The sequence below is a fragment of the Bacillus sp. TE8-1 genome (assembly GCF_008368855.1).
GTDB classification, from domain to species: Bacteria; Bacillota; Bacilli; order Bacillales; family Bacillaceae_G; genus Bacillus_A; species Bacillus_A cereus.
In genome coordinates this window covers 86388-112560 of record NZ_QPET01000036.1, presented here as the reverse complement: position 1 = coordinate 112560, position 26173 = coordinate 86388, and the positions used below count along the sequence as shown (strand labels likewise).

Genomic DNA, 26173 nt, shown 5'->3' with positions numbered 1-26173 from the left:
AAAAAAGGATTGATCAAAAGATCAATCCTTTACTCTACTTCATTTAAGAAAAATAACGTTATAACGCCAGGTCCTGTATGTGCACCGATTGCTGCACCAATTGTATTTACGATAAATACTTCACAGCCAAATCTTTCCGTAATTAATGATTTTAATGCTTCCGCTGTTTCTAAATCGTCACCGTGAGTCATACCGATTGTTTGACCTTTAAGGTCTTTACCACGTTCTTCCATAATATCAACAATACGGCTTAATACTTTCTTTTTCCCTCGTACCTTTTCAAGTGGTACAAGTTTTCCTTCTTCCACGTTTAAGATCGGTTTAATGTTTAGTAAACCACCGATAAATCCTGCGACTTTACTTAAACGTCCACCTCTCACTAAGTACTGTAAGTCAGCTACAGTGAAGATATGTTCCATATGGCTCATTAGAAAATCAACACGCTTTAAAATATCTTCTTTTGATGCGCCGTCTTTTGCCATTTTAGCAGCTTCTAAAACGACAAGACCTTGACCAAGCGAAGCACATTTCGTATCAATAATTTCTAAATCTAAGTTAGCATATGTTTCTTTTACTTCCTCTTTAATGACAACTGATGATTGATATGTACCAGACAGTTCAGATGAAAAAGCTAAATATATACAAGGATTACCTTCTTTTGCATAAGAAACAAATTTTTCTTGGAACGTTTCAAGTGAAGGCAATGACGTTCTATAAACAGCGCCTTCTCTCATTTTTTGCAATAATGTAACTGACTCTAATGTTACTCCATCTAAATACTCTGTTTCTGCTTCATCATATACACGGAGTGGAATTAAATCAATATCATATGCTTGCAGCAATTCTACTGGTAAATCCGCCGCACTATCCGTAATGATTTTAACACCCATTTTTAAACCTCTATTCTGTTATAAATATAAAATAATAAAATAAAAATAGTACTTTTAAATTATATACGTAAAACTTAAATGAAGAAAGGAAAACACTTTATATTGTATGCACTATTCTTCAAAACTTGAACTGTTAATGAAAATGATTCTATTTTAAACACCTTTTTCTTATTATTTTTCTAAAACACGAATAATTTTATAAGTATTTTGTATCATTATATTTTAATTCTTTATCTTAATATAATCTTTTCAAATTCATACTGTTTAAAATTGAAAAGCCAAATCCAATAAAGGAAATGGCTTTTACATTTTCATAAAATAACCAAACTTTATTTTCCATCACATTGTTTGTTTACATTCATACTTTGGTGATGTTGAATATTAGTCCAGTTATGATAAATATTTATAGCCTGTACTATAATTAAAACAGTGAATATTCACCTGTAAGAATCACTAGATAAAAACAAGTTAAACATTTTATAAAATATTTAATTTTACTAGTAAAGCTAATAAAATTTGGAGAAGAATTTGAACATTTACTGCTATGTCTGTATCCGTAGTCGTAACTGTAACATTTCTAGAATTTCTAATAACAGTTTCTTGTTTATTAATTTGTTTAATAGATGATTTTTGAAACAATTCTTGTGCTACACGGTCAGCTTTTTCACTATCTGCTATAGAAATACTTATTATAACCACGATAGCTGCTTGTAATGCTGCTTGAATAGATAAAGCAGCTTTTGTATCTGTAGTAGTAACTTCTACATCTGCTGAATCTACAATTGTAATAGATTCTTCAGAAATTTGATACGTTTTACTTTCTTGCGCAGCTGCTTCTGAAACGCTAGCATTTTTAAAAGATGGATGAGGATTTGAGGAATCTAATGCACTCCACTTTTTATTTTCATCTGAATGACATGTTTTGTCCATGCGTTCACCCCCTTTCAATCTAAATAATTATTAACTTGTGATTGTATTTCAGAAACAATACTTTTAATTTGCTGCTTTTTTTCTGGTGATAAATTTTTTAATTTTTCTTCATTTATCCCATGCCTATTAAAAATATCTGAGAGTAAAAGGTCTATAATTATATTCTTTTGATCCTTATCAAACTTAAAGGAAGAAAATTTGTTTAAATCATCCATTTACAATATTCACTCCAATCAATTTTCTATAAAAATTTTAAATATCTACGAGCATTATATGTAATGAAATAAAAATTGCTTGGACAAGTAACTTAATCTTCTATTTTCACTTCTTTTTGCTAATAAAATCAAAAGCTGACTTCTAATAAGAAGACAGCTTTCCTTCACTTCACATAAATATAAGTTTCATTACTGTTAAATCATGTATTTTATCTTTATTTGTAGTTTTCCACACTTGCTTTACCATTAATCTTGAATATTAATTCAGTCATAATAAAAACTCCAAGCTTGTACCACGTATTACAACAAAAAACATTTACTTAGAGTGAAAACTTATAGCTAAATATCAATAGGATAGACACTTTATAAAATGTTTAGTTTAACTAATAAAGCTAATAAAATTTGAAGGAGAATTTGAATATTCACTGCAATATCTGTATCAGTAGTTGTTACGGTTACGTTTCTAGAATTTTTAATAAATGTTTTTTGTCTATTAATTTGTTTAATAGCTGATTTTTGAAATAATTCTTGTGTTATTTTATCTGCCTTTTCACTATCTGCTATAGAAATACTTACTACAACTACGATAGCTGCTTGTAATGCCGCTTGGATAGATAGCGCAGCTTTTGTATCTGTAGTAGTAACTTGTACATCTGCTGAATCAACTATTTCAATATATTCCTCAGAAATTTGATCGATTTCATCTGTTTGTATAGCTGCCTCTAAAAAATTTGCATTTTTACTAAACGAATAATCATTTAATGATTCGCAATCTTCTTTTTTTGGCTCACAATCCTCTTTTTTTGGCTCACAATCCTCTTTTTTTGGCTCATGAACTCGTTTTTTCGGCTCAAACTCCCGGTTTAATGGATCCCGATTTTTCTTTCGTCTACAAACTTCACATTCACACATAAAATCACCCCTTTTAGTCTTAAAAATTAGCAATATTAAAATATTGACTAACTAATAGCATTTTATGTATTTTTTTAAAATTTGTTTGGACAAGTAACTTAATCTTCTACTTCTTTTTCTAATAAAAAAAGCTGCCTTCTAATAAGAAGACAACTTTCTTTGTGACTACTCTAGAATAGATTTCATACAATATAATTGTTCCTTCCTTATAACCTGAGTTCGTCACTTTAGTTATAAAAATGTGGGTATATCCTATAACCTTTTTTAGGGACCATCCATAATTTATTTCATAAAAAGTGCTTTGTTTTACTGAAAGGTGGTTGCGGAAACAACCGCCTTTTTATTCGGAACAAAATAAAACTTTTATATAAAAGACCCATACTTAAATACACTAAACTTCATATAATATATTGCATCCTTTCTTTTTAGAATAAGTAGTCGTTTACTGAAGGGCACTTTTCGAAGTGCTCTTATCTTTAATCCCCCTCTTTTTCAGGAAGAGTTTTTTTACTAAACCATAATATGATTTGTATCACTAAGGCTAGGGATTACGACATTTCCTTAATAACTTCAATGAATACAGTAGCTACTAATTAAAATACCCCTATGATCTTCTCTACACTTAAACCATCGTGCATTACCGAACGCATGAACTAATTTTTATTTTGACTATGTAACACTAAATTCACAAGATTATTATCCTATGTTTGGTGAAGCCATCATTTCAATGCCAGCAACCCCACACTTTTAACTAATAACTTAAACAAATGGGCTACCTCAAGGTTCCTTTGATATAGTATGTTATGTTCTATATAATGAAGAAAGCGCTAGTATTTCCAAGGAGGATGTATATGAGTATTCAATTGGCCACATCTAACGATTTAGAATGGGTTAATAATCAATATGACTCAATAGGATTTGTACGAAGTGATTTAAAAAGAGATAAAGTTGCAATTATTACATATAACAACGAGTATGCAGGTGTTGGCCGATTAGTCCAAATAGATGAAGATACTTTAGAAATGGGCGGGATTTTTATTCTGCCTCAATTTAGAGGGCTTCAATTAGCTGGTGAGCTTGTTTCATTTTTAGTAGAAACTGCGAAAAAATCACAAATACAAAATGTATATTGTCTTCCTTTTGAGGAATTAGAAAACTTTTATAAGAAATATGGATATACTGAAGTCGATACTACGACAGAAGCAGTCCATCCAATTATTCTAAAAAAATATAATTGGTGTTTGGAGAACTACGATAAACACGTTCTACTATTTAAATTGTAAATATAATAAAGTGAAACTTTAATCAGTGGGAGTTTTAATCAAACCCCTCACCAATCGGGCTTTGATTAAAACTCTATGTTCCGTCAATACTATAGATAATATGATTGTATTTCTCCATTCCTCCTGAGAGGGGAGCAGTTGGCTTTTGCTAGCTGCTCTTTTATTTTTTCAAAAAGTCACATAAATATCTTTAATTCCAAACATTCAAAAGATAAAATATGATATGATTGTTATGAAGATATTTACCAACTAATAAATGCGCCCTAGACTTACGTACTAGGGCGCATTTATTTTTTAGTATGTAACTCCTTCACTCATCTATTATCCACAAAATAAGTATCATATGCCTTATCAAATTCATATCCTAACTTTTCTGCTAGTTTAGCAGATGTAGTATTCGCTGCGTCCCAGTTTGGATACTTTCCATTTTCTAAGCAATCCAATATAAGAGCTGCACTTACTACAGTTGCCAAGCCCTCTCTTCTATGATTGTGATCAGTCGCAACTTCAATTTCAATCCCATCATTATAAATACTATACGAGGATGCACCGCATACAACTTCTCCGTTATATAAAATGCTATAACCTATACCACGGTTTATATAATCTTCTACCGAATGAAATTGACTTGTGAAATCTTCAGATATCTTATGTAATGTAGGGCTATTTGCGATATGCTCGTCTATTCTTCTTAACTCATATTCTTTTGGAAGTGCTGATATAAAAGATTTTAATTTTGAATGATTAAAAACTTCTGGATTTCGTTTGAATTTATAACGTAAAAACTTATCTATTTTTCTTTCATGGAATGTTTCTAAGCGTTGTTTCCACTCTTCACTATTTACGATAACTAAAATTCTTTCTGGAATATTACGTAATAACTCTTCTGTTTCTTTCGTATTTGGGTCTCCAGCGTAAAATGTAAAAATCCCTACCGTAACTTGTGCTACTTTTGGATTTTCAAGATCATTTACCCAAGCAGTACCCATATGCCCTTGTAAATAAGAAAGTAAAACAACGTTATTGAAATCCTCAAACATAGAAACTAGTTTTTTTCTTGTATGTATATTCGCTTCATATATCATTTACATTCCCGCCTTCTTTAGAATCAACTACTCTTAACATTTTCATGAGCGCTCCATAATTCGTATTCATATACATACCCACCTGTTCATCATAAAAGCAATTGACTATTAAATTAAAACTTCGAATATTTATAAAATATCAGTAAACATAAAATGATTATAACATCTACTAACTATGAAATGATCAACATATAAAATAAGTCAACAATAAATATATTTCTTACCCGTTAACAAACGGTTTGAAGGACCAACATAATTAATTATGTAACAACCCTCAACAATAGTTTGAGGGTGCATTTAAATACATGTGTTATAACTCATTTTTATAAATAAAAGATTCCGTCTCACCGTTCTTATATACTTTAGTCAATTTAACAACTGATTTGTACGTGTTAACGTCATCCTCTATCATTTTTTTCATCTCTTCTATTTCGGCATCACCAGTTCCGCCCTCTATTTTTAAACAGTTCGAAATGGAAAGGTATCCGCTTGATGCCAATATAAAAATAAAAATCGTATCAGGAAAATTAATAAATAATAATCCGTAGTTTAAAGGGTCTCCAGCTGGATGTGATAAAAGTAATCGAAAACCTACCAGTTCAGGTACTTGAACAAAATCTCTAGAAACTCTCGCCTCACCTACTATAGTAATTTGCTTTACTACATTCCCGAGATCATCTGTAAATTCAGTACATCTAGGTGGATTAATTGTTGTTGCTTGGAAAGACACATTTAATTCAGGATTGTTAAAATCGAAAAAGATTGTACTCCCCTCTGTTAAACAATGCGGGCAAACATTTCCTAGCAAGCTAAAGTCCTCTTCAATATATTTAACTTTTGTTTTGCAGCTACATACTTTCCCTATTCGAATTGCATCAATCTTTGAACAATCGACAAATATAACCTCATTGTCTTCTTGTACGAATGATACGATACCTGTTTTCTTATTAAATGAAAGAAAATAAGATACAGCAATTTCGTTTCCTTCTATTATGATACTTTCAACTTTAGTATACGGTTCTAGACTTTGTAAAAACTCACATATACTATTTTGGCAACACCCACAATTACGTTTCGGTTCACACCCCACTTACACTCCATCCCTTCTCTATATAGAATTGCTACTACATATATATGAGAAGAAAATAAGAAAAGCTTGGACAATATAACGTTAACGTAGCAATATCGTTACCTAATCGTACATTTATATGGAAATCACACCATTTTTGAGTAAGGACACATAATTTTTACTATAAATACATATAACAATTTCATCTTTCATGAAAAAAACGTTATAATAAGGTGTAGCCTCTACGATTACGTTATAAAGGAGATTAAAACAATGGCTAAAATTAAAGTATACCAAGCAAAAGAGGAAAATATGGAAGCAGTAAAAAACATCATTGATGTTGAGGAACAAAACCCAACTGCTGAAAACTTACAAAATCTATACGCATGTGTATTAGATACTGAAGATATGGCATTGCCTGAATCATACATTGAAGAAGATATCTTAATTGATTCTATTGAAGTTATGGTTAACGCTTCTCAAAGCAAAGTAAGAGACTTAGGTGCTTACGATGTAATCGAAGTTCAAAACAAAGGTAAGAAAACACAAATTTTACTATTAGCAGACGAAGAATACGAAATTATCGAAGGCTAATCTAAATCCGTACATACGAAAAAGCTCCTTTCCAATTAGAAAGGAGCTTTTTCATTATGCTTTTGATGTTTCACTCTTTTTATTCGTTTGTTGTTTCTTAATTACCATGCGCTCATTTCCCATAAAGAAAATGAATATGAATGCTAATCCAGCTGGTACCAATGCCCACATGAATGTTTGAACAATTGAACTAGAAAGAGCGTCAATAATCTTATCTAATATTTGCGGAGGGATTTGAGATCTTGCCGATTCTGATAGAATAGCTCTTGAATCCCCTAAAGCGTTTGTATTCATTCCCCCGCTCATCCCTTTAAATGCTTCTTCTAATTGATCTTGGAAACCTGTTCTTTGGATCATTCCGAAGATTGTAATGCCTAGTGTCATTCCTAACGAACGAATGAAGTTACTCGTTGAAGTCGCAGACCCGCGCTGTTCCATACCGAAGTTGTGAATAGCTGCCATACTTAGTACAGAGAATGAGAAACCGACTCCAAATCCGATAATAATCATATAAACTGTTAATAATGCACGACTTGTTTCTGGTGTTAACGTGCTTAATAAGAATAGTCCAATTAGCATAATAACCGCAGAAATAATCATAATGTTTCGGTAGCTAAGTTTAGTTGTTAAAAATCCGCCTAACTGCGCTGTTACGACTGATCCTAACATCATCGGTAAAAGTAATAATCCTGAGTTTGTTGCGGTACCACCGTATACACCTTGAATAAATAACGGAATGTACACAGTTGCTGACATAAATGCAGCACCGTAACATAAAGCAATAATTGTACTCATTCCGAATAAGCGCTGCTTAAACATCTCAAATGAAATAATTGGTTCTTCTACTTTTCGTTCAATAAAAATGAATGCGATGATTAAAATAGCGAATCCACCAAATAAGCTTAAAATAAAGCTAGAATCCCAATCATATTTTTGTCCGCCTAGTTCAAGCGCAAACATTAAAGAAACTACTGCACCAACTAAAGTAATTGCACCAAACCAATCAATCTTTTGCTTCCTATGAACGCGTGATTCTTTATAAAAGAATGTAATAAAAATAAGTGCTAAAATGCCAAGTGGTAAGTTAATATAAAATACCCAGTGCCAGCTAATGTAATCGGTAATATATGCGCCAAGTAATGGCCCGAAAATACTAGATAATCCAAATACCGCTCCGAATAAACCACCCATTTTCCCGCGTTTTTCAGGTGGGAAAATATCAAAAACGATAGTAAACGCGATTGGCACTAATGCCCCGCCGCCAATACCCTGAATGGCACGATAAATACCTAACTGTGTAATATTTTCAGCAGTACCACAAAGTGCCGAACCAATCATAAAGACAATTAAACCGAAAATAAAGAATCTCTTTCTACCATACATATCTGATAGCTTACCGAAAATCGGCATGCCTGCCATTTCTGCGACCATATAGGCAGAAACGACCCATACAAAGTTTTCGAGGCCTCCTAAGTCACCAACGATTGTTCCCATCGCCGTTACGACAATGGTATTATCCATCGATGCCATTAAAATACCTAGCAATAAGCCCGCCACAACAAAGCCGAGCTTATTATTCTTCTCAACCATATCTCTTGCTCTCCCTCATACTACTTATATTTGTTTATGTTCTTTTACGACTGCATTACCTTTTTGATTAAAACTAGTATGATATTCTACAACACTAATTTCACATCCAGGACCAATTGTGACGTTGTTGCCTCTTACAACTTCAGCAATCGTATGTTCTAAATAGATATCATCTCCTTCAACAATCGAAGTTTGGAGGTTTCCAGCATGACTAGTAAAAGGAATAAATCTCGCTTTTTTACGAACAGTAATCTTTTTACCACCAATTTCTCTTACCTTACTGCCTTCATAACGAAGTGAGATTTGAATATTTTCAGCATTAAGTAATCCATCACTTTCAAGACCACCAGTTAATGATAAATCTTCTACTTCAATATCTCCCTTTACATTTAAAGCACCTTTTACATCTACGAAATCACCTGAAAACTTTCCTTCAATATCTATCATACCTCTAACTTTTGTTTTTTCAATATGAGCATCACCATGAATTTGTGTATTACCATATACTTTTACATATTCCGCATCTACATTTCCTTGTACTTCGTTATCTCCATACACGACATAGTTTTTCACTTTCACATTACCGCGTACATCACTCGTTCCGTACGTTTTAAACTCATTGCAACTCATATCATTGGTAATTGTTCCTTCACCGCGAATCTTCACTTTATTATAATCTCCGCCTGCTGAATTACCAGAACCATTTACTGTGAGACTATGTGGATGTTCCATACTGATTTCTCCCTTCCGTTAAACCTGCTTAATTTCTTTTACATTTGCATTTTTATCAACAGTAAGAACACCGGTATATTCAATCAGTTCAATCTCACAGTTTGCTCCTACTGTAACATTGTTTCCTCTTACCGTTCTTATGTGAGCATAATCAATATCGATATTGTCACCTTCTAATAGTTCAGCTTCTAACTGCAAGCCAAATACTGTTTTAAATAGCCTACTAAATGTACCTGATCTATGTCTTACTTTAATCGTTTGACCACCAATTTCTTTCGCTCGACATGTACCGTGAATATTTATATTAATTTCATCTGCGCTTAATAAACCACCGATTGTAAATTGTCCTTCTGAAGAAAAAGTATCCACTTCACAATTACCGTCAATTGTAGCTTGACCATTGACTTTAAATTCTTCACCAGTGACATTTCCACCTATCGTACCTTTTCCTGCAATTTTCAAACTGTTTGCTTTTACATTTTGCGTAATTGTTGCTTTTCCATCAATTCGCATCGTTTCAGCATGAACTGTGCCATCAACTTTACCAGATCCGCTAATTCGTGCACTGCTACTTTTCAAATCGCCAGTAACTGCACCGTAACCGTTACATTCAAATTGCTCACATTCAACATTTCCATTCACAGTTCCTTTTCCGTTTAATTGCACTTTATGAAACTCGCCACCATTCGATGAACCGTAACCATTTATAATCAAATTATCTGTACGCATACTTTCTCCTCCACTACAACAATTTAGTTTTTAATGCTTCGGTATATTTCATAATCGCTTCGCGTAAAACGATTTTGGTGCCTTTTTCAAAAATTAAATCGTCCACGTTTGAAACTAATAAACATGTAGAAATCCCTAACTTTCGGACGATGATTAAGTCACAAGTTTTATGTTTCATTGCTTCATAATTTTCACGTAAAACTTGCAAGACCATTTTTCCTTCTTCTAAACTAATCTCTCCTGATTGTAGTAATTCTTCTAACATGTACACATAAAGAATGTCTACAAATTGAAACTCTGCTGTTTTATTCGTTTGTTCTATGAAAAATTGTAAAACTGGTTCTGATGCAATTCCCTTGCATAAAATGTCTTCCTTTGTTAAAAGAATTTCTCTCACACTCGGTGAAAACATGTTAGCTAGTTCATCAAGTGATAAATCCTCTTTCATCGTTTGGATTTTATCGATACGCTCTAATATCTTTTCTTTCGGAAAAAATGTCTCTTGACCTGTAAACGTTGATTTTCGTACAAACCAATCTTCCGGAATTAAATTTTTTCTTTTCCACCTATATAACTGTCCGTATGAAATACCAGTTAGTTCTAATAAATCTTTTTTTGAAATTAAATCTGTACTCAACTGTATAACACTCCTTCCTGACAACAATGTAACATAACACTGTTACGCTGTAAATAGACTTTTATCACAAGTAGCGTAACAATGTGTAAAACAAACCTATTCCTACATACAAAAAAGGCTCTTACACATCTTATGAAAATGTGCAAAAGCCCTTATATATCAAGATTTAAACCAAATATTATAAAAATCAATCCAACCTTGTGAATTAATCATTATATTTTGAACTTTTTCATGTGTACTTACCTCTTGTTTATTACGATATAAAGGAATAATATGAATTTGACGTAACAAAGTATCCTCGATATCGCGTAACAGTGTAACTCTTTTCTCTAATTCTTCTTGTCTAAAATAAGGAGACAACTTTTCATGAAAGTCCATGCTGCTTTGTCCATGAATAAAACTATTTTTTGTAAGAAACATATATAATAAACTATCTTCTATTCGTTCACTTATTGTGGCACTATCATGCATCATATCGGCCTTTTGTATCGTACTTACTTCCAATAGCTCTTCTATCTCAAGAAAATTATTTTCTACACGAATCCCGTACTTCGCACACTCTTTTTGTATCCATTGTGCATCTTCAACATGATCTCGTCCTGTAAATGTGTAGAGTTGTAGCACTTCACTATGATAAGTACTCCTTTTAATTAAACTTTCGATATCTTCGTCAATATCTACTATGCTTTCATTTGCTAATATTAGTTTCTTTGCCACTTCTCCACGTTCTCCGCCGAGTTCTTGAACGATTGTATAACCATGAATGATGTTATATAACGCTTTCCGAAATAACGCATCTTGCATTGGTCCTTCTTTCGTAAGATTACATGTTATATATGTCACGTTCGACTCAAGCCGAGACAATTCTTTATTATGTTTTTCTTTATCTTTATACTGCGCCTTTACTAAAACATCGTATGTACTTACACCTTGTTCTACATTCCACAACTCAATACGATCTAAAAAAGGTCTTTCACGAAAATATAAAGGATGTCCTTCTAAAATGAACAGATTTTCATTACTTTTATATAATTGAAAAGGCCCTGTTCCAATTAACCCTCCTGCTTCATCTTCATTCACGATAGAACACTGTTCTGCACTTAGCATATGTAAAAACATTCGATTTTCTGTATGTAATTGAATTTCGAAAACGTAGTCATCCACTGAACGGATACTTTCAACGTGTTGTAACATCCATGCGTGTGCATTATTTTCCAGCTTCATAAATCGATTCAACGAGTATATAACATCATGTGCAGTAAGTTGTTTTCCATTATGAAAGTGAACTCCTTTTCGTAAGTAAAACGTCCATATTTTTTCAGCGTCATTATATTCCCAGTGAAATGCAAGTCTTGGCTCTATAATGTTTGTATTACCGTCTACATACACGAGTGTGTCGAATATATGTTTTACCATATGGCATTCTGAGCGCATTGTAGCGTATACAGGATCTAATGTGATATCTAAATTCATTTGTACTTGCAACCGGAGTACATCTCTTCTCCCTTCAGATGTCATTTCAACCTTATGACCAAATATTGAATCCACCCAAGAATGATATTCTCCCTTTACCGATGGAAAATGTGAGCTATAGCGTTCCACAAATATACTTCCGCTTTTCACATCCCCTTTTTTCGTTATTTCTTTTCCTCTATCTAAAATTAAAGATATCGGGTGCTTTTGAAATATTAACTTAGACCGATTTCCTCTGCCGCGACCTGGAAACCACTTAATCCAATTTAACTCATCTAATTTTTTTATAATTAATTTACTATTGCGCTCTGTACAAAATAATGTACCAGATATATTTTGCACTGTTACTTCCAATCGTTCTCCCTCTTTTTTTCCTTTTCCATAAGCAATCCATAGTTCAATGTATTGATCTAAAATAAACATCATACTCCCCCTAAAAGGTGAAAAATCCTCCCTATAGTTTCTACCCTTTTTCCAACTCTCCTTTCATCTTATCATTTCAATATAGAAAGGAGGAATTAATATTGAATTATCTCTTACTTCGTTACAATAAACCTATTTTTATTAGATTGTGTGGTGAATTATTAACCCGAACGACTGAATCTATGTTAGCTCTCATTATGATTATTTACGTCAATAAAATGTTAAACGGCAATGTAATAATAACTATGCTAATTTTCGGATTACAGCCACTTTCAGACATTTTATTTACACTTATTGCTGGAGGAATTACTGATAAATATGGCCGAAAAAAGATTATGTTACTCGGATTATTACTACAAGGTGTTGCAATCGGTAGTTTCGTTTTCGCTCAATCCGTTTTTATATTTGCACTGTTATATGTCATTAATGGTATTGGCCGTTCCTTATATATTCCAGCTCAACGTGCACAAATTGCTGATTTAACAAAACAAGAGCAGCAAGCAGAAATTTTTGCTCTCCTACAAACGATGGGAGCAATCGGATCCGTAGTCGGCCCTTTAATCGGTGCAAGTTTTTATAATACTCACCCAGAATATTTATTTATCGTGCAAAGTGTAACTCTTACGATATATGCCGTTGTTGTTTGGACCCAGCTCCCAGAAACTGTTCCACCTATAAGTAAGTCGAAACAAACAGTTGAGGCAAGTTCACCAAAGCAATTTGCTTTTAAACATTACGCCATATTCGGTCTTATGGTTTCTACACTTCCTATTAGCTTTTTTTATGCACAAACTGAGACGAATTATCGTATTTTTGCAGAACATGTATTTCCTAATCTCGTATTCATACTCGCATTTATTTCAACATGCAAAGCCATTTTGGAAATCATTCTACAAATCTTCCTCGTAAAATGGTCTGAACGATTTTCTATGGCGAAAATCATCCTTATTTCTTACGCCTGCTATACAATAGCTGCAGTTGGCTTTAGTTATTCAACGACGATATTGTCGTTATTCTTCACCTTACTCTTTTTAGTCATTGGAGAAAGTATTGCTCTAAACCATTTATTACGATTCGTTTCAGAAATTGCACCTCATGATAAACGTGGTTTATATTTTTCAATTTACGGTATACACTGGGATATATCTCGAACGTGTGGACCAATTATTGGTGCAGTTATATTAAGTAAGTTAAATGGAAGTATACTGTTTTATATTTGTGCTAGCTTCTTATTAGTTGGAGGTATTGTTCAAGCGCTATTTGTTCAAAGTTTGGAACGTAAAAAAATCGTGAACCATCCTACACATAATTTATAGGTTACTACTTTTTCAGTAGATCAATATTTCTTATTGGATGAATATTAAAAAACAAAAGTGAAGTATTTTGCATATGAAAGTATGTTTTATATGACAGGAGACGTTCCTTGTTTACAACTAAAAACACCTCACTTCAAGAAAGTGAGGTGTTTTTGAAATCACTTAATTTCTTATCCTGCCATTTTATTAATACTATCCTCTGGCGAAAATACGGAAATATGATCGACCTTACCAGTCGATTTTGGAATGACAAATTTCAATTCATACTGGTTATTTACTTTGTATACATATATTTTATCTTCACCATTCTCTTTAACTGAAGATGGTTTTCCTAATGCTTTTTCAATTTCTTGTAATGTAATCAATTTTAGTTCTGCATGATATGAGCGTACATCAAAAACTTGTGACCCTTTATTAAATCCGAAAACAACATTTTTATTTGTAAAAGTTGCGTACATTCCATTCCCTGCATATTCGGTTTTATTTGCTTTCCCCCACGCTTTTTCAATTTCTTCAATATCCCCTGTATGGGCTCCAAATGGCACATTAGGTACCTTTCCTTCTTTTGCTAGTTCAAACAAATCTTTAACGTGGTTAATTGATTTTTGATTAAGTGTTCTATCTTTCGAATCTTGCTCAGCTGATGGTTTTATTGTTTTTTCATTACTTGGTTTTGCTTCAAGATTTTTCTTTTCTTCTGAAGAATTGCTTTGTTCATTTTTATTATTTTCCGAGGCTGGATTTGCTTCCTTTTTTTCGTCTGTCCCTTTACATGCTGCTAATGCAAATGTGCATGTAAAAGTAAGAAATAACATAACTATTTTCAAATATACCTTCATCATTTTTACCCCCTATTGTATTTTATTCATTTCGATAATCAACCGGATGCGAAGTATAGTATTAATTAAGGACTTCTAATTCTAAATCGTCACTTTCCCATAATTTTAAAAAACTTGGAATTATATTGTTAATCATCGTATTCATCTCCTTCTTTAAACCTTCTCTTCTCAATGATAATATCCTCTATCTATACTGTCACAACAGCTCCTTGAAACAAAAAAACCAGTAGGAAGTGATTACTCTTTTCCTACTGGTTGAAATGAAATTAAACGGTAAATCTTAGCTTCTTAAAAAATGTAGCGATAGTGTTTTTTACTGTTTCAAAATTATAAGCAAACGTGTTATCTCCACTTAATGATGAAATACATGTTAAACCTGCAGCTTTAATAAAAGCTTTTACATCTACAAGCATAGAATTAGCCTCCAAGAATTTAATTACAATCATTATAACAGGTGTTTTAAGACGCTAACATGAAAGTAATAAATAAATTTCTATTATTAATTTATCCCGCTATTTGCCGGGCAGTAAGATCCCCACCTCAAAATTCAGCGGAAACAAAGCAGTTAGGTGGGGGCCCTGCTGCCCGTAAAAGCTAAATTGGTGAGGGCTGATAATCAGTGGGAATGAACAAAACCCCCACTGATTAAAATTTCACCTTATTTAGCTTACAGTACACCATTTCAATGTCATATAAAAAAGCTGCCCAAAAAGAGCAGCTTCAAATATGTATATTACACTTCGATTGATTTACCATCTTCAACAATATGATAAAGTAAATGCGCTAAATGATGAATTGGACCGTATTCTTCCTCTTCCTCATCTGTTTCGCCTTGGAATTCAAGATCGTTTAAGTATAGTGCTAAAAATTGATAGTATAGTTTTAAATCAAATCCGTAGCATGCAGTTGGTTCTTCATGATCCCCTTCATATTGTAACATTAAGTATTGATCATTTCCTTCTGCATCTTCTGCATCAAAGAATACGAAGAAGCCAACGTTTGTATCTAAATCAAATAAATGACGAGTACCTTTTTCAGTTGCTTTATTGAAGTCCTCTTCACTTAATTTATGTACTGTTGTCGCTTTTGCATTATCTTCTTGATGGAAATTTACTGTAAATGATTTCAATGCTGACACCTCCTGATTGTATAATACTAGCATAACATATAAAAAGGACTGCTTACAAATGTAAACAGTCCTTACATTCATTTTCGCATTGCTCGTAATAAGAAGCTTACGATGAAAATTAAAATAATCGCACCGATTAAAGCTGGAATAATTGCATATCCGCCAATGACTGGACCAAAACTACCAAGTAATTTCGAACCAACCCAAGAACCGATAATACCAGCAATAATATTACCAATTACACCACCAGGTACGTCCTTTCCAGTAATTAAGCTCGCAAGCCATCCTAATATACCACCGACGATTAAAGACCAAATCATATAATAACCTCCTTTACATTTCACCAATCAAAATATAATTAGAAACAATTGCTTACCATTAGTTATGTGACATTTTTCATAAGTTATTCATGTTGTTCAACTTTAAGATTTTTGAGAATAATACACACAGATTAAACCTTTTTTGAACTAACGATTTATCCGACTTGTTATTACACACATTAAGAACAATCTGGCTTCAATATTGTTCGCATAAACTCTTCTTTAAAAGCTGCATAGTTAAAACCAACAGCAATTCTTTGAATCGGCCGATCATCAAACCTTGTTGGCTCAGCTATTTTTCTAAAGTCTGCTACACTTTGGCCCCTAGTCACATCATTTGTCGTACTAATCCACACTGCCGATTTTTTATATTCGAAAATACTGTCATTTATAAACGAGATAAACGGTAGTAAATCGTGTATAGGACTTCCACCAATACCCGGATATTCTTTTTTATAGAAATTCTCATAATAAAAATCAATCATTGGTTTAATGAGTTTCGCCTGTCCAGTTCCTTGTTTATCTATTATATTGGCCATTTCAGGCGTAATAAGCGCGCCCTGTGTTACATTTAACGGGTATATGCTAGCGTTTTTCGCATATTTCATAACAATATTTGCTGCAATTGGATCACCATAAAAATTCGCTTCAGATACTGGTGTAACATTACCTGGAAATAGGAAAGCGCCGCCCATTATATAATACGAACAAATACGATCCATTATATTTGGATACAATAAAAATAACGTAGCAAGCGTCGTTAGTCTCCCTGTCGCCACAATTATAATATCTTCTGGACAAGGTTCGATTAATTTGATTAATTCACAAAAATTTTCTCGTTTACAAATTCTCATCTCAGGTGGAATAATAGGACCTAAACCGTGATCCCCGTGGATTTCAGGGAAAAACAAAGGCTCTTCAGCTGTCATCGGTCTACTCGCACCTTCAATAATTTTCACTTGTGTAGCATAGTACCTTTCTAAAAAATAAACATTTTCCGTAACGATATCTCGTGATACATTCCCGTACTCAGCAACAATACCTAGAATATCTAATTTACATGTTTTATTTGCATAAATTAACGCTACGGCGTCATCAATACCAAAATCTCCAAAAAAGATAATTTTCTTATTAACTATTCTCACCCCTCTTAAGCATAATCTACTATTATTATTATGTGAAAAAGACAAGGCGGTGAAACAGCGCAAACTAAAAAAGTCGCCTATTTATTGGCGACTTCAATCTTTTTATAAGACAAATATGCAAGTACATTTTTACTTGAATCGTATTTCGGGTTATTTCCTTTTCTCGGCTCTCTCATATGTGTCTTTTCAAATCCAGGAATGTCTGGCATTTTCCCCATAAATTCAAGCATTTCTTCCTCAGAACCTTCAATGCGTACACGAATCATTATAACTATTCCTCAATTCTCAGTTTCTCTGTACTAAGTATATCGTACTTCAGAAAGACTGCAACACATTTATCTTTTTAACGTTGTACTTTTTTTACATATAAACATAGCCATTTCAGTATAGAACGATTCTACTTTATTATTTTTAAATTGAATATTAAAATATCCCTTCATTTCGTTTGGTGCTTTCATCATACATTCTGTTAATTTTTCACGCTTTTGTAAAGGGACATCCATCATATTACACCACCAGTCAAAATCAAACTTCTTATCAAAAGTAAGACATGACTGCATTTGCAAACCGTTTTTTTCTAATAAAGTAAGCCATTCTGTCTTTTTTAGAGCTCGTTCATGACTTGGGTCTCGCTTTTTTTCTATAAAATTATAAAATGTATCATATTCATTATTTTCTGGCGAAACATTATCTGTTAAGATGAATAATCCATTATCCTTCAATGTACGATTTACTTCATAAATAAATTGAGCCGGATTCGTAAAATGATGGGCTGCAATCCGGCATGTGATTGTATCAAAAAAATGGTCTGCAAATGGTAAATCCTCTGCGTTTCCTGCTACAAAAGATACATTTTCATGCCCATTCTGCTTTATAAAAACTTTTGCTTTTTCTAACATCTGTTCTGTTAAATCAAGTGCAACTACTTCTTCAAACATGGGTGCTAACATATTTGCCACATGTCCGCCACCAGTAGCAACATCAAGAAGACGATTATTATGACGAGACTCAACTTGTTGAACTACATATTGTAAATCCAGTCCTTTAGCATGTATTTTACTATTTACATATTTATCTGCATTACTGCCAAACTGTTTTTTCACAAGCTCTTCTTTACTCATATTATCATCTTCTTTCTATTGTTATTTACATATACGACTCATATAATTATTACAATTCTCTTCATGTATTTTCAAATCCTCTTTTCATCTCACTTCTCATCACGTTCCCGTATAATCAAAATAATATGATTATACGTTATTTCATTAAACAAAAAAAGGCTACGGGAACTTGCCCCCTAACCTGACTAAATATTTACTACATTTTTATTTCTTCATATATATCTATATAATATAAATCCTCTTTCAACTTCATAATAACATCTACTTCGTTATAAGTAGCCTCACGAGCATGTAAACCAAATTGATCCATACCAATCCATATCCACCCAGGTGTAAGATATAAAACATCTATATTAAAATAATCTAACTTAGTAAGCTCCGATGTAATAAATTTATCTTTATTAGCGATTTGTTTATCTATTAAACCATATTCTTTTCCATTTTCAAATAGCGATATAAATTTCCCTACAATCGGATGTTCACGAACAATAAAATGATATTCTTTTTCCTCTATATTTACCACAATCAAACGAGAAACAGATAAATCAGGCCCTGAATTCGACATATTTGTTTATTCACCTCCTTATATAGGCTTCTTAAATATGATAACAAATGAATATTCAAATTAAGTTAATATAATGTAAAAAATAAAAAAGCTGAATCCCCTTTAGAAATCAGCCTTTATAATTCGATCAACTTTATTCTTTTACAAATTATTATAATGTTTCTTTTTCCTCATCATTTCCGGAAACTAAATTTCCTATAGCATCCGCTGTTACTTCCACTACAAACTCACAAATACCTGCTACAACTTCTCCAATTACTTCATCCATCTTTTTACCCCCTTATTTTATGTAACTTATTTGTAGTATAGAAGAAATTAGCGAATGTAAACTATCGAAAAAGGTGACATAAACCTTACAGAATTGTAAGCTCTTTCATCCCTCTGCTTATCCCCTTTGAAACTTCAAGTATTTTTAGCAGACATATAGGCCATCATAAATATGAAGCAAGTAATAATCTAGTGTCAGGAGGCGTTTAATATGTATTACGTAAAATTAATTAAAGGTCAATCTTTCTACGCTTTTGATCATCGTTTCTTGGTGTCTGAAGAAGAAGAGGTTTCAGAGAAAATTTATAATTACTTACGACGTAATGAATTTTTTGAAGTACGTAAAGAAGAATACTCTGCTTAATTACAAAAAGCATTAAGAAGCATATCATCTTATTGTGATATATTCTTAATGCTTTTATGTGAATTTCTTCTTTTCAATAATTGTTGTTGACTCTATTAAATAATCTAGTATTTGTCCAAGCTAATTCTTCACTATTTTCATATTCTAGTATATGAGGAGGTGAAGAATATGACTCATATCATTGATTACCAAGCTACTCAACCTATTAGTAAAACTGGTGAAACAACTTTTGCACTCCCAGCTTCTCCAAATAAAGCAATTTTAGCAAATTTGAAATTGAGAATTTCAAGTAGAGATTCACGTAATAATCGAGTAGAATTAATCGCTACAATTGGTGTAGAAGGTATAACTGAGACTTCACAAGTTTTATTCCGAATTTTCCGTGATAACATTGAAATTTTTAATGCGCAAGTAGGTATTGAATCTACAGATTCTGAACAATTCTACGTACAAACATTTCAAGCTATAGATCAAAACGTTAGCAGTGGAACACACGAATATTCATTAACTGTAGAAAACCTTACTAGTGGTGCAAGCGCAGAAGTTGTTGGCCCACTATCTTTTAGCGCTTTAGCTATTGGACAAGAGCGTAAATGTTGCTAAGTGAATCTAATATTTAATTTTGTACTTGAGAAAAGCGAGGCGTAGTTATACGTTCTTGCTTTTTTATATGTATCCTTACTTTCTATTAGCTTTAATCATAATTTTTTTACGTTTTGATTCACTTATTTCATCAATTAACACATCAAATTTTTGACCAATCAAAAAGATTGAAATCCAATTATGAAACACGTAATATAGACTCTGACTCTAAAAAAGTTCGTATGAAAAGAATACATAAATAAGGAGGTTTTATATACGAGTTTTTCATTTTAAAAGACGGAGAGGTTTTAATGTTATGTGGCGTAATAAAAACGTTTGGATTGTTTTAATTGGGGAGTTTATTGCAGGTCTAGGATTATGGCTTGGTATTCTTGGCAACCTTGAATTTATGCAAAAATATGTCCCTTCTGATTTCATGAAATCAGTTATATTATTTATCGGACTATTAGCCGGTGTTCTAGTTGGACCTATGGCTGGCCGTGTCATCGATCAGTATGAAAAGAAAAAAGTTCTTCTTTACGCTGGGTTTGGTCGAGTTTTAAGTGTTATTTTCATGTTTTTTGCTATTCAATTTGAAAGTATCGCATTTATGATCGCATTTATGGTTGCTCTTCAAATTTCAGCAGCATTTTATTTCCCTGCATTACAATCTGTAATTCCACTCATCGTACGTGAGCATGAGTTATTACAAATGAACGGTGTACATATGAATGTTGGTACAATTGCTCGTATTGCAGGCACTTCACTAGGTGGAATTCTTTTAGTTGTGATGAGTTTACAGTACATGTATGCCTTCTCAATGGCAGCATACGCCTTATTATTCCTCTCGACTTTCTTCCTACAATTCGAAGACAAGAAATCAACAACACCAAGTAAACAAGCTGCAAAAGATAATAGCTTTATGGAAGTATTTCGTATTTTAAAAGGAATTCCTATTGCTTTTACAGCACTTATATTAAGTATCATCCCTCTATTATTTATAGCTGGGTTTAATTTAATGGTTATTAACATTAGCGAAATGCAACATGATCCTACGATTAAAGGGTTCATATATACAATTGAAGGTGTCGCATTTATGTTAGGTGCCTTCGTAATTAAACGTCTATCTGATCATTTCAAACCTGAAAAATTACTATATTTCTTCGCAGTTTGTACTGCTTTTGCACATCTGTCATTGTTCTTTAGCGATATAAAATGGATGGCTCTTACATCATTTGGTTTGTTTGGGTTTAGTGTTGGCTGCTTCTTCCCTATTATGTCGACGATTTTCCAAACGAAAGTGGAAAAAAGTTATCACGGTCGCCTCTTCTCATTCCGTAATATGTTTGAGAGGGTTATGTTCCAAATCGTCTTACTTGGCACAGGCTTCTTCTTAGATACAATTGGGTTACAATATATGGTTCTCATCTTTGGAGTCGTTTCATTATTGATTATTTCTATTTCCCTTTCTAAGCAGAAACATTATGAAAAACAGCATTCGCAATCTGCAAATTTATAAAATAAACAAAGAAGTATGGGTCTAATATTGAATCCATACTTCTTTGTTTTATAATACGCCTATTTATTACGTTTATTGAAATTACCTAAAGGAGTATCCCCCTTTTATTTCGAATAGATTATAAAAAGTACTCTTTATAAAAGGAGTGGTAAAATGTCTGATGGCATCGAAGTATTTATTGTCCTGCTCTTTGCAATTGCTCTGTTTAGCATCCTAAACTTTTTAGCCATTTCCTTATCTGGACATAGTTTTAAAAAAAGAATCGTGGCAGGTTTCATATTTTTACTACTGACTCCCATTATTTTTTTGACTATCGCAACATTTGCTTCTATATTCGATAAAGCAGGATTTGGCGCAGGTACGTTAGCCTTTATGATCGCAAGCGTATATATATTAAATGGAATAGTGATTCTGCTTTCCTCTTTATTTATCCTCAAAAAAGACATAACATAGGCTATAGTACTAGCATGAATCTGACTTTACACTAGATTCATGCTTATTTAATTTCTCTTAAATTTTTATATGAAATTAAATAATTCTTTAAAAAAATTTAAACTTTATTTATTATAATATCCCTATCGTATTCGCACGTTTATTCAAATTTAAAAGAAAGGAGCACAAAATGAAAAAGGTTCTACTTACAATTCCTATACTAATCATCCTACTTAGTGGATGCAGCAATAACGATATATACGGTTCTTGGGAAGTCGTTGACAATAAAAAAGGTGAATGCCCTGTATATTATAAATTTGAAACAGTTGTCAAAAAAGAAAATAAAGAGGAAATTGTGCAAAATTTAGTAGAAATGCAGACAACAAAGAATAAAGACGATTTATATAAAGGCTCATTTGTCAAAAATTCTAATGTATATCACATTGATTATGGTAATTCATTTACATCGGACCAAACTTTAAAAGTTGCCGACGGTACATTAAATGTATACTTTTTGACAGCCGAAAAATTATGCACATATAAAAAGAAATGATTACATTTCAGAGGAGACGCAGAAAATATTTTCTGCGTTATTTCACTTTAGAAATCGGCCACAAAAATAGCCCTTGTTTTCGTATTCTTTTTCATTCAAAACATGAGAAATATACTTAATAAAAACTAGAAAATACCTTAAGTTATATAAAATGAATCCTATAATAGACATTTCAATTAACACATCTACGCTATTTACATCGATACTTTTCAAAATAGGCTAATCCTTCCTCTAAATTTGTCAATCGTTTTAATTTTCATAAAAAAATGATAAAATATAAACATGTGTTTTCAGAATAATTAAAAACGCAGAATGAAAGCACTGTTTTAGGAGGGGTTTTGATGACTTACACGTTAGCAACTAGAATGAAAGCATTCCAATCTTCTATATTTAGTGAATTAGGAGCCTATAAAAAAGAAAAAATTGCAGCAGGTCATAACATGATTGATTTGAGCATCGGAAATCCTGATATGCCACCCGCTGATTTTGTAAGAGAAACAATGGTACATACAGCGAGTGAGAAAGAGAGCTACGGGTATACATTATCAGGTATTCAAGAATTTCACGAAGCTGTAACTGAATATTACAACAACACTCATAACGTTTTATTAAATGCGGATAAAGAAGTTTTATTATTAATGGGTTCACAAGACGGGCTCGTTCATTTACCTATGGTTTATGCAAATCCAGGTGATATTATATTAGTTCCTGATCCAGGATATACAGCTTATGAAACAGGTATTCAAATGGCTGGTGCAACATCTTACTACATGCCTTTAAAGAAAGAGAATGATTTCTTACCAGACTTAGAAGTCATCCCTAAAGAAATTGCCGATCAAGCAAAGATGATGATTTTAAACTTCCCAGGGAATCCCGTTCCAGCAATGGCTCATGAAGATTTCTTTAAAGAAGTAATCGCATTCGCGAAAAAGCATAATATTATCGTTGTCCATGATTTTGCTTATGCTGAATTTTATTTCGATGGTAATAAGCCAATTAGCTTCCTCTCTGTACCTGGTGCTAAAGAAGTTGGTGTAGAAATCAATTCTTTGTCAAAAAGTTATAGTTTAGCGGGTAGCCGTATTGGATATATGATTGGAAACGAAGAAATTGTTCGTGCACTTACTCAATTTAAATCTAATACCGATTACGGTGTATTTTTACCAATTCAAAAAGCGGCATCTGCAGCACTAAGAAATGGCGCTGCATTTTGTGAGAAAAACCGCAATATTTATCAAGAACGGAGAGATACTTTAGTCGATGGATTCCGAACATTTGGCTGGAATGTCGATAAGCCAGCTGGTAGTATGTTTGTCTGGGCAGAAATTCCACAAGGGTGGACTTCTCTAGACTTCGCTTATGCATTAATGGATCGTGCGAATGTCGTTGTTACACCTGGTCATGCATTTGGACCTCACGGAGAAGGCTTCGTACGTATTGCACTCGTTCAAGATAAAGAAGTGTTGCAACAAGTTGTTGAAAACATTAGAAATAGCGGCATTTTCGTTCTTGAAAAAGTAAATGAATTAGTTAAAAATTAATTCCGACTCCCCTGCTTAACTTTAGCAGGGGTATTATTAATTGGAGGTACTTTCATATGCATATTAAAGACACACTTCCCCATCGTTATCCATTTTTAATGATTGATAAAGTAACAAATGTAAAACAAGATGAATTCGTTACAGGATATAAACTCATTACAAATAACGAATGGTTTATAAATGATAGTCACAAACATATGCCTCATATGTTAATTGTAGAAGCACTTGCTCAGCTTAGTGCATTTGTACATACAAGTGATTCTGAAGGACTAGGATTCCTCTCCTCTTTAGATGGAATTGAATTCCACGGAAAAGCATATTCCGGTGATAAACTTGATTTACATTATGAGCTAACGCGCAATCGCCGAGGTTTTGTTCTTGGTAAAGGTATTGCAACTGTAAACGACCAGCCTATTGTAACTATAGAAAAACTATTAATATATCAAGCAGATTAAAATGTTCCTTATATCAGTTGGAAATATCTATTCTCAACCAATTAAGTAAATAGGAAAATATATTACGTAGTTAGGAGCAGGAAAATGGAACGTACTATCGGTATCGATGCTGGAGGCACATTAACGAAAATAGCTTATTTTAACAAAAAAAAGCTATTAACTTTTGAAAAATTTTATTCGCATGAACAACATAAAATAATAGATTGGATTAAAAACAACAATGGCATAAAACAAATATGTATTACGGGTGGTAAATCGAAACTATTACAGCAACTGCTTACAGGTTCATATAAAATAATAGAGCTAAGCGAATTTGAAGCTACTCTTGCAGGTGTCCAATTCATATTAAAAGAAGAACAACATACTATAAACAATTTTATTTTAACCAATATCGGTACAGGTACTTCTATCCATTATGTTTATAATGAACAATATATTCGCGCTGGTGGAACCGGAGTTGGCGGTGGGACTATTATGGGACTCTCAAAATTGTTAACAAATATAGATCATTTTGAAGATATAATACCTCTAACAAAAGTAGGATCTAGAAAAGAACTAGATATTACGGTTGGAGATATTTATGGTGGTATTCTTTCCCCTATCGATAATAACTTAACTGCTAGTAACTTCGGAAAAGCAGCCATTACAGAATCAAATAATAGTAGCTCCGATATACTAGCTACTGTACAAGGACTTGTCGGTGAAGTCGTTACTGCATTAAGCCTTCAATTCGCTGAAACAAAAAACATTGAACATATTATTTATATTGGTTCGACTTTATGTAATAACGTACAACTTCAACATATTATTAGTAGCTACACCGAATATCAAAATAAAACACCAATCTTTTTACAAGATGGTGGTAATAGCGGTGCAATTGGTGCATTACTTCATGCTACGAAATAAAAAGCTGACTTTTGTCAGCTTTTTAGAAATGGCACTTCAAATTCAATAATTGATTCCCCGTTCTCTCCAATTCGCTCCACGCTTATTCTATCAATCAAACAATTTAACTTCCCATGAAAACTAGGAATCTCCTTCACTACTTCAGCAGCTAATTCGGCACTTTCTTTTCTTCCGACTGTTACATGCGGGATGTACGGAATGTCTTCTTTCAAAAATTGTAATAAAGGTCCTGTATATAGAATATTATGTAGTTCCTCTATTTGTTCTTTCCCCTTTTCAACTCGTAAAAACAAATATTCTCTTTCACTTGTAATTTGATTCGTAAATTCAATTTCTATATTCTGTATCGGTTTTGATACATTTATAATATGTAATTTCAGCTCATCATTTGAAATCGAACTTTCAAATGGGAATACGATTGTTATATGCGGTGGAATTAATCCAACTAAAGGATCATGTTTATGTCTAATGTTCTCTATTTTATCGATGGACATGTTGTTTAGAAAAAGTAAAATTGTACGCATTTTTATCCCCTCAACTTTTCCTCATTATAATAT

31 protein-coding genes are annotated in these 26173 nt (G+C 32.7%); 11 read left to right on the top strand and 20 right to left on the bottom strand.

What is annotated here, in order from left to right; all coding sequences use genetic code 11:
* Positions 1 to 29: 29 nt before the first annotated feature.
* The 4 genes from DN404_RS27985 to DN404_RS27970 all read right to left on the bottom strand — a co-directional run bounded on the left by DN404_RS27985 (position 30) and on the right by DN404_RS27970 (position 2947).
* Positions 30 to 890, bottom strand: a complete 861-nt coding sequence (locus DN404_RS27985) for a DegV family protein (RefSeq protein WP_000538278.1) — start codon at positions 888 to 890, stop codon at positions 30 to 32.
* Between the two features lie 477 nt (positions 891 to 1367).
* Positions 1368 to 1820 carry a spore coat protein gene (locus DN404_RS27980; RefSeq protein WP_000361676.1) on the bottom strand — a complete coding sequence of 151 codons (453 nt, stop codon included), beginning with the start codon at positions 1818 to 1820 and terminating at the stop codon, positions 1368 to 1370.
* A 14-nt stretch (positions 1821 to 1834) separates the two neighbouring features.
* Positions 1835 to 2035, bottom strand: a complete 201-nt coding sequence (locus DN404_RS27975) for a spore coat protein W (protein WP_000342253.1) — start codon at positions 2033 to 2035, stop codon at positions 1835 to 1837.
* 363 nt (positions 2036 to 2398) lie between these two features.
* Entirely contained in the window at positions 2399 to 2947 is a 549-nt protein-coding gene (locus DN404_RS27970; RefSeq protein WP_016122685.1) for a spore coat protein, read from the bottom strand.
* A gap of 851 nt (positions 2948 to 3798) precedes the next feature.
* Between DN404_RS27970 and DN404_RS27965 the strand changes: the two genes are divergently transcribed.
* Positions 3799 to 4230: a GNAT family N-acetyltransferase gene (locus tag DN404_RS27965; protein WP_000027163.1), complete on the top strand. Its 432-nt coding sequence runs from the start codon at positions 3799 to 3801 to the stop codon at positions 4228 to 4230.
* A 314-nt stretch (positions 4231 to 4544) separates the two neighbouring features.
* Here DN404_RS27965 and DN404_RS27960 read toward each other — a convergent pair whose 3' ends face one another.
* Positions 4545 to 5315, bottom strand: a complete 771-nt coding sequence (locus tag DN404_RS27960) for a GNAT family N-acetyltransferase (RefSeq protein WP_149215724.1) — start codon at positions 5313 to 5315, stop codon at positions 4545 to 4547.
* Positions 5316 to 5625: 310 nt separating this feature from the next.
* Positions 5626 to 6405: a BC_2878 family exosporium-associated protein gene (locus DN404_RS27955; RefSeq protein ID WP_078187068.1), complete on the bottom strand. Its 780-nt coding sequence runs from the start codon at positions 6403 to 6405 to the stop codon at positions 5626 to 5628.
* A 252-nt stretch (positions 6406 to 6657) separates the two neighbouring features.
* On the opposite strand from DN404_RS27955, the gene DN404_RS27950 reads away from it, so the two are divergent.
* Positions 6658 to 6978, top strand: a complete 321-nt coding sequence (locus tag DN404_RS27950; protein WP_001062733.1) for a hypothetical protein — start codon at positions 6658 to 6660, stop codon at positions 6976 to 6978.
* 54 nt (positions 6979 to 7032) lie between these two features.
* Here DN404_RS27950 and DN404_RS27945 read toward each other — a convergent pair whose 3' ends face one another.
* The 5 genes from DN404_RS27945 to DN404_RS27925 form a co-directional block, all read right to left on the bottom strand.
* On the bottom strand, positions 7033 to 8568 hold the full coding sequence (locus DN404_RS27945) for an MDR family MFS transporter (protein WP_000229616.1): 1536 nt from the start codon (positions 8566 to 8568) through the stop codon (positions 7033 to 7035).
* 24 nt (positions 8569 to 8592) lie between these two features.
* Entirely contained in the window at positions 8593 to 9300 is a 708-nt protein-coding gene (locus tag DN404_RS27940; protein WP_000400908.1) for a polymer-forming cytoskeletal protein, read from the bottom strand.
* 18 nt (positions 9301 to 9318) lie between these two features.
* Complete coding sequence (locus tag DN404_RS27935; RefSeq protein WP_001258384.1) at positions 9319 to 10029, bottom strand: bactofilin family protein; 711 nt, start codon at positions 10027 to 10029, stop codon at positions 9319 to 9321.
* A gap of 13 nt (positions 10030 to 10042) precedes the next feature.
* A complete protein-coding gene (locus DN404_RS27930) occupies positions 10043 to 10666 on the bottom strand; it encodes a YhbD family protein (protein ID WP_000102241.1) in 624 nt (207 codons plus the stop codon).
* Between the two features lie 159 nt (positions 10667 to 10825).
* Entirely contained in the window at positions 10826 to 12562 is a 1737-nt protein-coding gene (locus DN404_RS27925; RefSeq protein WP_016122689.1) for an ABC transporter substrate-binding protein, read from the bottom strand.
* 101 nt (positions 12563 to 12663) lie between these two features.
* Between DN404_RS27925 and DN404_RS27920 the strand changes: the two genes are divergently transcribed.
* A complete protein-coding gene (locus DN404_RS27920) occupies positions 12664 to 13878 on the top strand; it encodes an MDR family MFS transporter (protein WP_001108463.1) in 1215 nt (404 codons plus the stop codon).
* Positions 13879 to 14048: 170 nt separating this feature from the next.
* Here the strand turns inward: DN404_RS27920 and DN404_RS27915 are convergent, their stop codons facing one another.
* The 8 genes from DN404_RS27915 to DN404_RS27880 form a co-directional block, all read right to left on the bottom strand.
* Entirely contained in the window at positions 14049 to 14720 is a 672-nt protein-coding gene (locus DN404_RS27915) for a YjgB family protein (RefSeq protein ID WP_002204763.1), read from the bottom strand.
* Between the two features lie 263 nt (positions 14721 to 14983).
* The gene (locus tag DN404_RS27910; protein WP_000959548.1) at positions 14984 to 15130 is read right to left on the bottom strand and encodes a hypothetical protein; all 147 of its coding nucleotides are present in this window, start codon (positions 15128 to 15130) and stop codon (positions 14984 to 14986) included.
* Positions 15131 to 15450: 320 nt separating this feature from the next.
* Positions 15451 to 15846 (bottom strand): hypothetical protein, encoded by a 396-nt coding sequence (locus DN404_RS27905; protein WP_000834883.1) that lies wholly within the window; start codon positions 15844 to 15846, stop codon positions 15451 to 15453.
* 77 nt (positions 15847 to 15923) lie between these two features.
* A complete protein-coding gene (locus DN404_RS27900; protein WP_000638306.1) occupies positions 15924 to 16166 on the bottom strand; it encodes a GlsB/YeaQ/YmgE family stress response membrane protein in 243 nt (80 codons plus the stop codon).
* Positions 16167 to 16345: 179 nt separating this feature from the next.
* A complete protein-coding gene (locus tag DN404_RS27895; RefSeq protein ID WP_001223682.1) occupies positions 16346 to 17311 on the bottom strand; it encodes a nucleoside hydrolase in 966 nt (321 codons plus the stop codon).
* 77 nt (positions 17312 to 17388) lie between these two features.
* Positions 17389 to 17577: a DUF3970 family protein gene (locus DN404_RS27890; RefSeq protein WP_000621873.1), complete on the bottom strand. Its 189-nt coding sequence runs from the start codon at positions 17575 to 17577 to the stop codon at positions 17389 to 17391.
* Positions 17578 to 17646: 69 nt separating this feature from the next.
* Complete coding sequence (locus tag DN404_RS27885) at positions 17647 to 18432, bottom strand: class I SAM-dependent methyltransferase (RefSeq protein ID WP_000031301.1); 786 nt, start codon at positions 18430 to 18432, stop codon at positions 17647 to 17649.
* A gap of 196 nt (positions 18433 to 18628) precedes the next feature.
* Entirely contained in the window at positions 18629 to 18997 is a 369-nt protein-coding gene (locus tag DN404_RS27880; RefSeq protein ID WP_000071478.1) for a hypothetical protein, read from the bottom strand.
* A 478-nt stretch (positions 18998 to 19475) separates the two neighbouring features.
* Here DN404_RS27880 and DN404_RS27875 point away from each other — a divergent pair, with 478 nt between their 5' ends.
* The 8 genes from DN404_RS27875 (at position 19476) to coaW (ending at position 25616) form a co-directional block, all read left to right on the top strand.
* Positions 19476 to 19628: a YqbF domain-containing protein gene (locus DN404_RS27875; protein WP_000291905.1), complete on the top strand. Its 153-nt coding sequence runs from the start codon at positions 19476 to 19478 to the stop codon at positions 19626 to 19628.
* 168 nt (positions 19629 to 19796) lie between these two features.
* Positions 19797 to 20231 carry an exosporium protein ExsC gene (gene exsC / locus DN404_RS27870; RefSeq protein ID WP_149215723.1) on the top strand — a complete coding sequence of 145 codons (435 nt, stop codon included), beginning with the start codon at positions 19797 to 19799 and terminating at the stop codon, positions 20229 to 20231.
* Between the two features lie 295 nt (positions 20232 to 20526).
* Positions 20527 to 21729, top strand: coding sequence for an MFS transporter (locus DN404_RS27865; protein ID WP_000269261.1), 1203 nt, complete (start codon positions 20527 to 20529; stop codon positions 21727 to 21729).
* Positions 21730 to 21882: 153 nt separating this feature from the next.
* Complete coding sequence (locus DN404_RS27860) at positions 21883 to 22182, top strand: hypothetical protein (RefSeq protein WP_001279462.1); 300 nt, start codon at positions 21883 to 21885, stop codon at positions 22180 to 22182.
* Between the two features lie 169 nt (positions 22183 to 22351).
* Entirely contained in the window at positions 22352 to 22714 is a 363-nt protein-coding gene (locus DN404_RS27855) for a hypothetical protein (protein WP_000757017.1), read from the top strand.
* Positions 22715 to 23055: 341 nt separating this feature from the next.
* Positions 23056 to 24255: an LL-diaminopimelate aminotransferase gene (locus DN404_RS27850; protein WP_000222701.1), complete on the top strand. Its 1200-nt coding sequence runs from the start codon at positions 23056 to 23058 to the stop codon at positions 24253 to 24255.
* Positions 24256 to 24311: 56 nt separating this feature from the next.
* On the top strand, positions 24312 to 24710 hold the full coding sequence (locus tag DN404_RS27845; protein ID WP_000547648.1) for a 3-hydroxyacyl-ACP dehydratase FabZ family protein: 399 nt from the start codon (positions 24312 to 24314) through the stop codon (positions 24708 to 24710).
* Between the two features lie 84 nt (positions 24711 to 24794).
* Entirely contained in the window at positions 24795 to 25616 is an 822-nt protein-coding gene (gene coaW, locus DN404_RS27840) for a type II pantothenate kinase (RefSeq protein WP_000442501.1), read from the top strand.
* Positions 25617 to 25630: 14 nt separating this feature from the next.
* Here coaW and DN404_RS27835 read toward each other — a convergent pair whose 3' ends face one another.
* The gene (locus DN404_RS27835; protein WP_001259210.1) at positions 25631 to 26140 is read right to left on the bottom strand and encodes a 2'-5' RNA ligase family protein; all 510 of its coding nucleotides are present in this window, start codon (positions 26138 to 26140) and stop codon (positions 25631 to 25633) included.
* Between the last annotated feature and the right edge of the window lie 33 nt (positions 26141 to 26173).

Excerpts from the sequence above, each read along its gene's own strand:
- DN404_RS27915 (WP_002204763.1), bottom strand. The coding sequence starts at position 14,720 with ATGATGAAGGTATATTTGAAAATAGTTATGTTATTTCTTACTTTTACA.
- DN404_RS27950 (WP_001062733.1), top strand. The coding sequence starts at position 6,658 with ATGGCTAAAATTAAAGTATACCAAGCAAAAGAGGAAAATATGGAAGCA.
- DN404_RS27925 (WP_016122689.1), bottom strand. The coding sequence starts at position 12,562 with ATGTTTATTTTAGATCAATACATTGAACTATGGATTGCTTATGGAAAA.
- DN404_RS27890 (WP_000621873.1), bottom strand. The coding sequence starts at position 17,577 with ATGATTCGTGTACGCATTGAAGGTTCTGAGGAAGAAATGCTTGAATTT.
- DN404_RS27980 (WP_000361676.1), bottom strand. The coding sequence starts at position 1,820 with ATGGACAAAACATGTCATTCAGATGAAAATAAAAAGTGGAGTGCATTA.
- DN404_RS27960 (WP_149215724.1), bottom strand. The coding sequence starts at position 5,315 with ATGATATATGAAGCGAATATACATACAAGAAAAAAACTAGTTTCTATG.
- DN404_RS27970 (WP_016122685.1), bottom strand. The coding sequence starts at position 2,947 with ATGTGTGAATGTGAAGTTTGTAGACGAAAGAAAAATCGGGATCCATTA.
- DN404_RS27875 (WP_000291905.1), top strand. The coding sequence starts at position 19,476 with ATGTATTACGTAAAATTAATTAAAGGTCAATCTTTCTACGCTTTTGAT.
- coaW (WP_000442501.1), top strand. The coding sequence starts at position 24,795 with ATGGAACGTACTATCGGTATCGATGCTGGAGGCACATTAACGAAAATA.
- exsC (WP_149215723.1), top strand. The coding sequence starts at position 19,797 with ATGACTCATATCATTGATTACCAAGCTACTCAACCTATTAGTAAAACT.
- DN404_RS27985 (WP_000538278.1), bottom strand. The coding sequence starts at position 890 with ATGGGTGTTAAAATCATTACGGATAGTGCGGCGGATTTACCAGTAGAA.
- DN404_RS27845 (WP_000547648.1), top strand. The coding sequence starts at position 24,312 with ATGCATATTAAAGACACACTTCCCCATCGTTATCCATTTTTAATGATT.
- DN404_RS27935 (WP_001258384.1), bottom strand. The coding sequence starts at position 10,029 with ATGCGTACAGATAATTTGATTATAAATGGTTACGGTTCATCGAATGGT.
- DN404_RS27900 (WP_000638306.1), bottom strand. The coding sequence starts at position 16,166 with ATGATTTGGTCTTTAATCGTCGGTGGTATATTAGGATGGCTTGCGAGC.
- DN404_RS27865 (WP_000269261.1), top strand. The coding sequence starts at position 20,527 with ATGTGGCGTAATAAAAACGTTTGGATTGTTTTAATTGGGGAGTTTATT.
- DN404_RS27835 (WP_001259210.1), bottom strand. The coding sequence starts at position 26,140 with ATGCGTACAATTTTACTTTTTCTAAACAACATGTCCATCGATAAAATA.
- DN404_RS27885 (WP_000031301.1), bottom strand. The coding sequence starts at position 18,432 with ATGAGTAAAGAAGAGCTTGTGAAAAAACAGTTTGGCAGTAATGCAGAT.
- DN404_RS27975 (WP_000342253.1), bottom strand. The coding sequence starts at position 2,035 with ATGGATGATTTAAACAAATTTTCTTCCTTTAAGTTTGATAAGGATCAA.
- DN404_RS27855 (WP_000757017.1), top strand. The coding sequence starts at position 22,352 with ATGAAAAAGGTTCTACTTACAATTCCTATACTAATCATCCTACTTAGT.
- DN404_RS27880 (WP_000071478.1), bottom strand. The coding sequence starts at position 18,997 with ATGTCGAATTCAGGGCCTGATTTATCTGTTTCTCGTTTGATTGTGGTA.
- DN404_RS27940 (WP_000400908.1), bottom strand. The coding sequence starts at position 9,300 with ATGGAACATCCACATAGTCTCACAGTAAATGGTTCTGGTAATTCAGCA.
- DN404_RS27850 (WP_000222701.1), top strand. The coding sequence starts at position 23,056 with ATGACTTACACGTTAGCAACTAGAATGAAAGCATTCCAATCTTCTATA.
- DN404_RS27910 (WP_000959548.1), bottom strand. The coding sequence starts at position 15,130 with ATGCTTGTAGATGTAAAAGCTTTTATTAAAGCTGCAGGTTTAACATGT.
- DN404_RS27945 (WP_000229616.1), bottom strand. The coding sequence starts at position 8,568 with ATGGTTGAGAAGAATAATAAGCTCGGCTTTGTTGTGGCGGGCTTATTG.
- DN404_RS27860 (WP_001279462.1), top strand. The coding sequence starts at position 21,883 with ATGTCTGATGGCATCGAAGTATTTATTGTCCTGCTCTTTGCAATTGCT.
- DN404_RS27965 (WP_000027163.1), top strand. The coding sequence starts at position 3,799 with ATGAGTATTCAATTGGCCACATCTAACGATTTAGAATGGGTTAATAAT.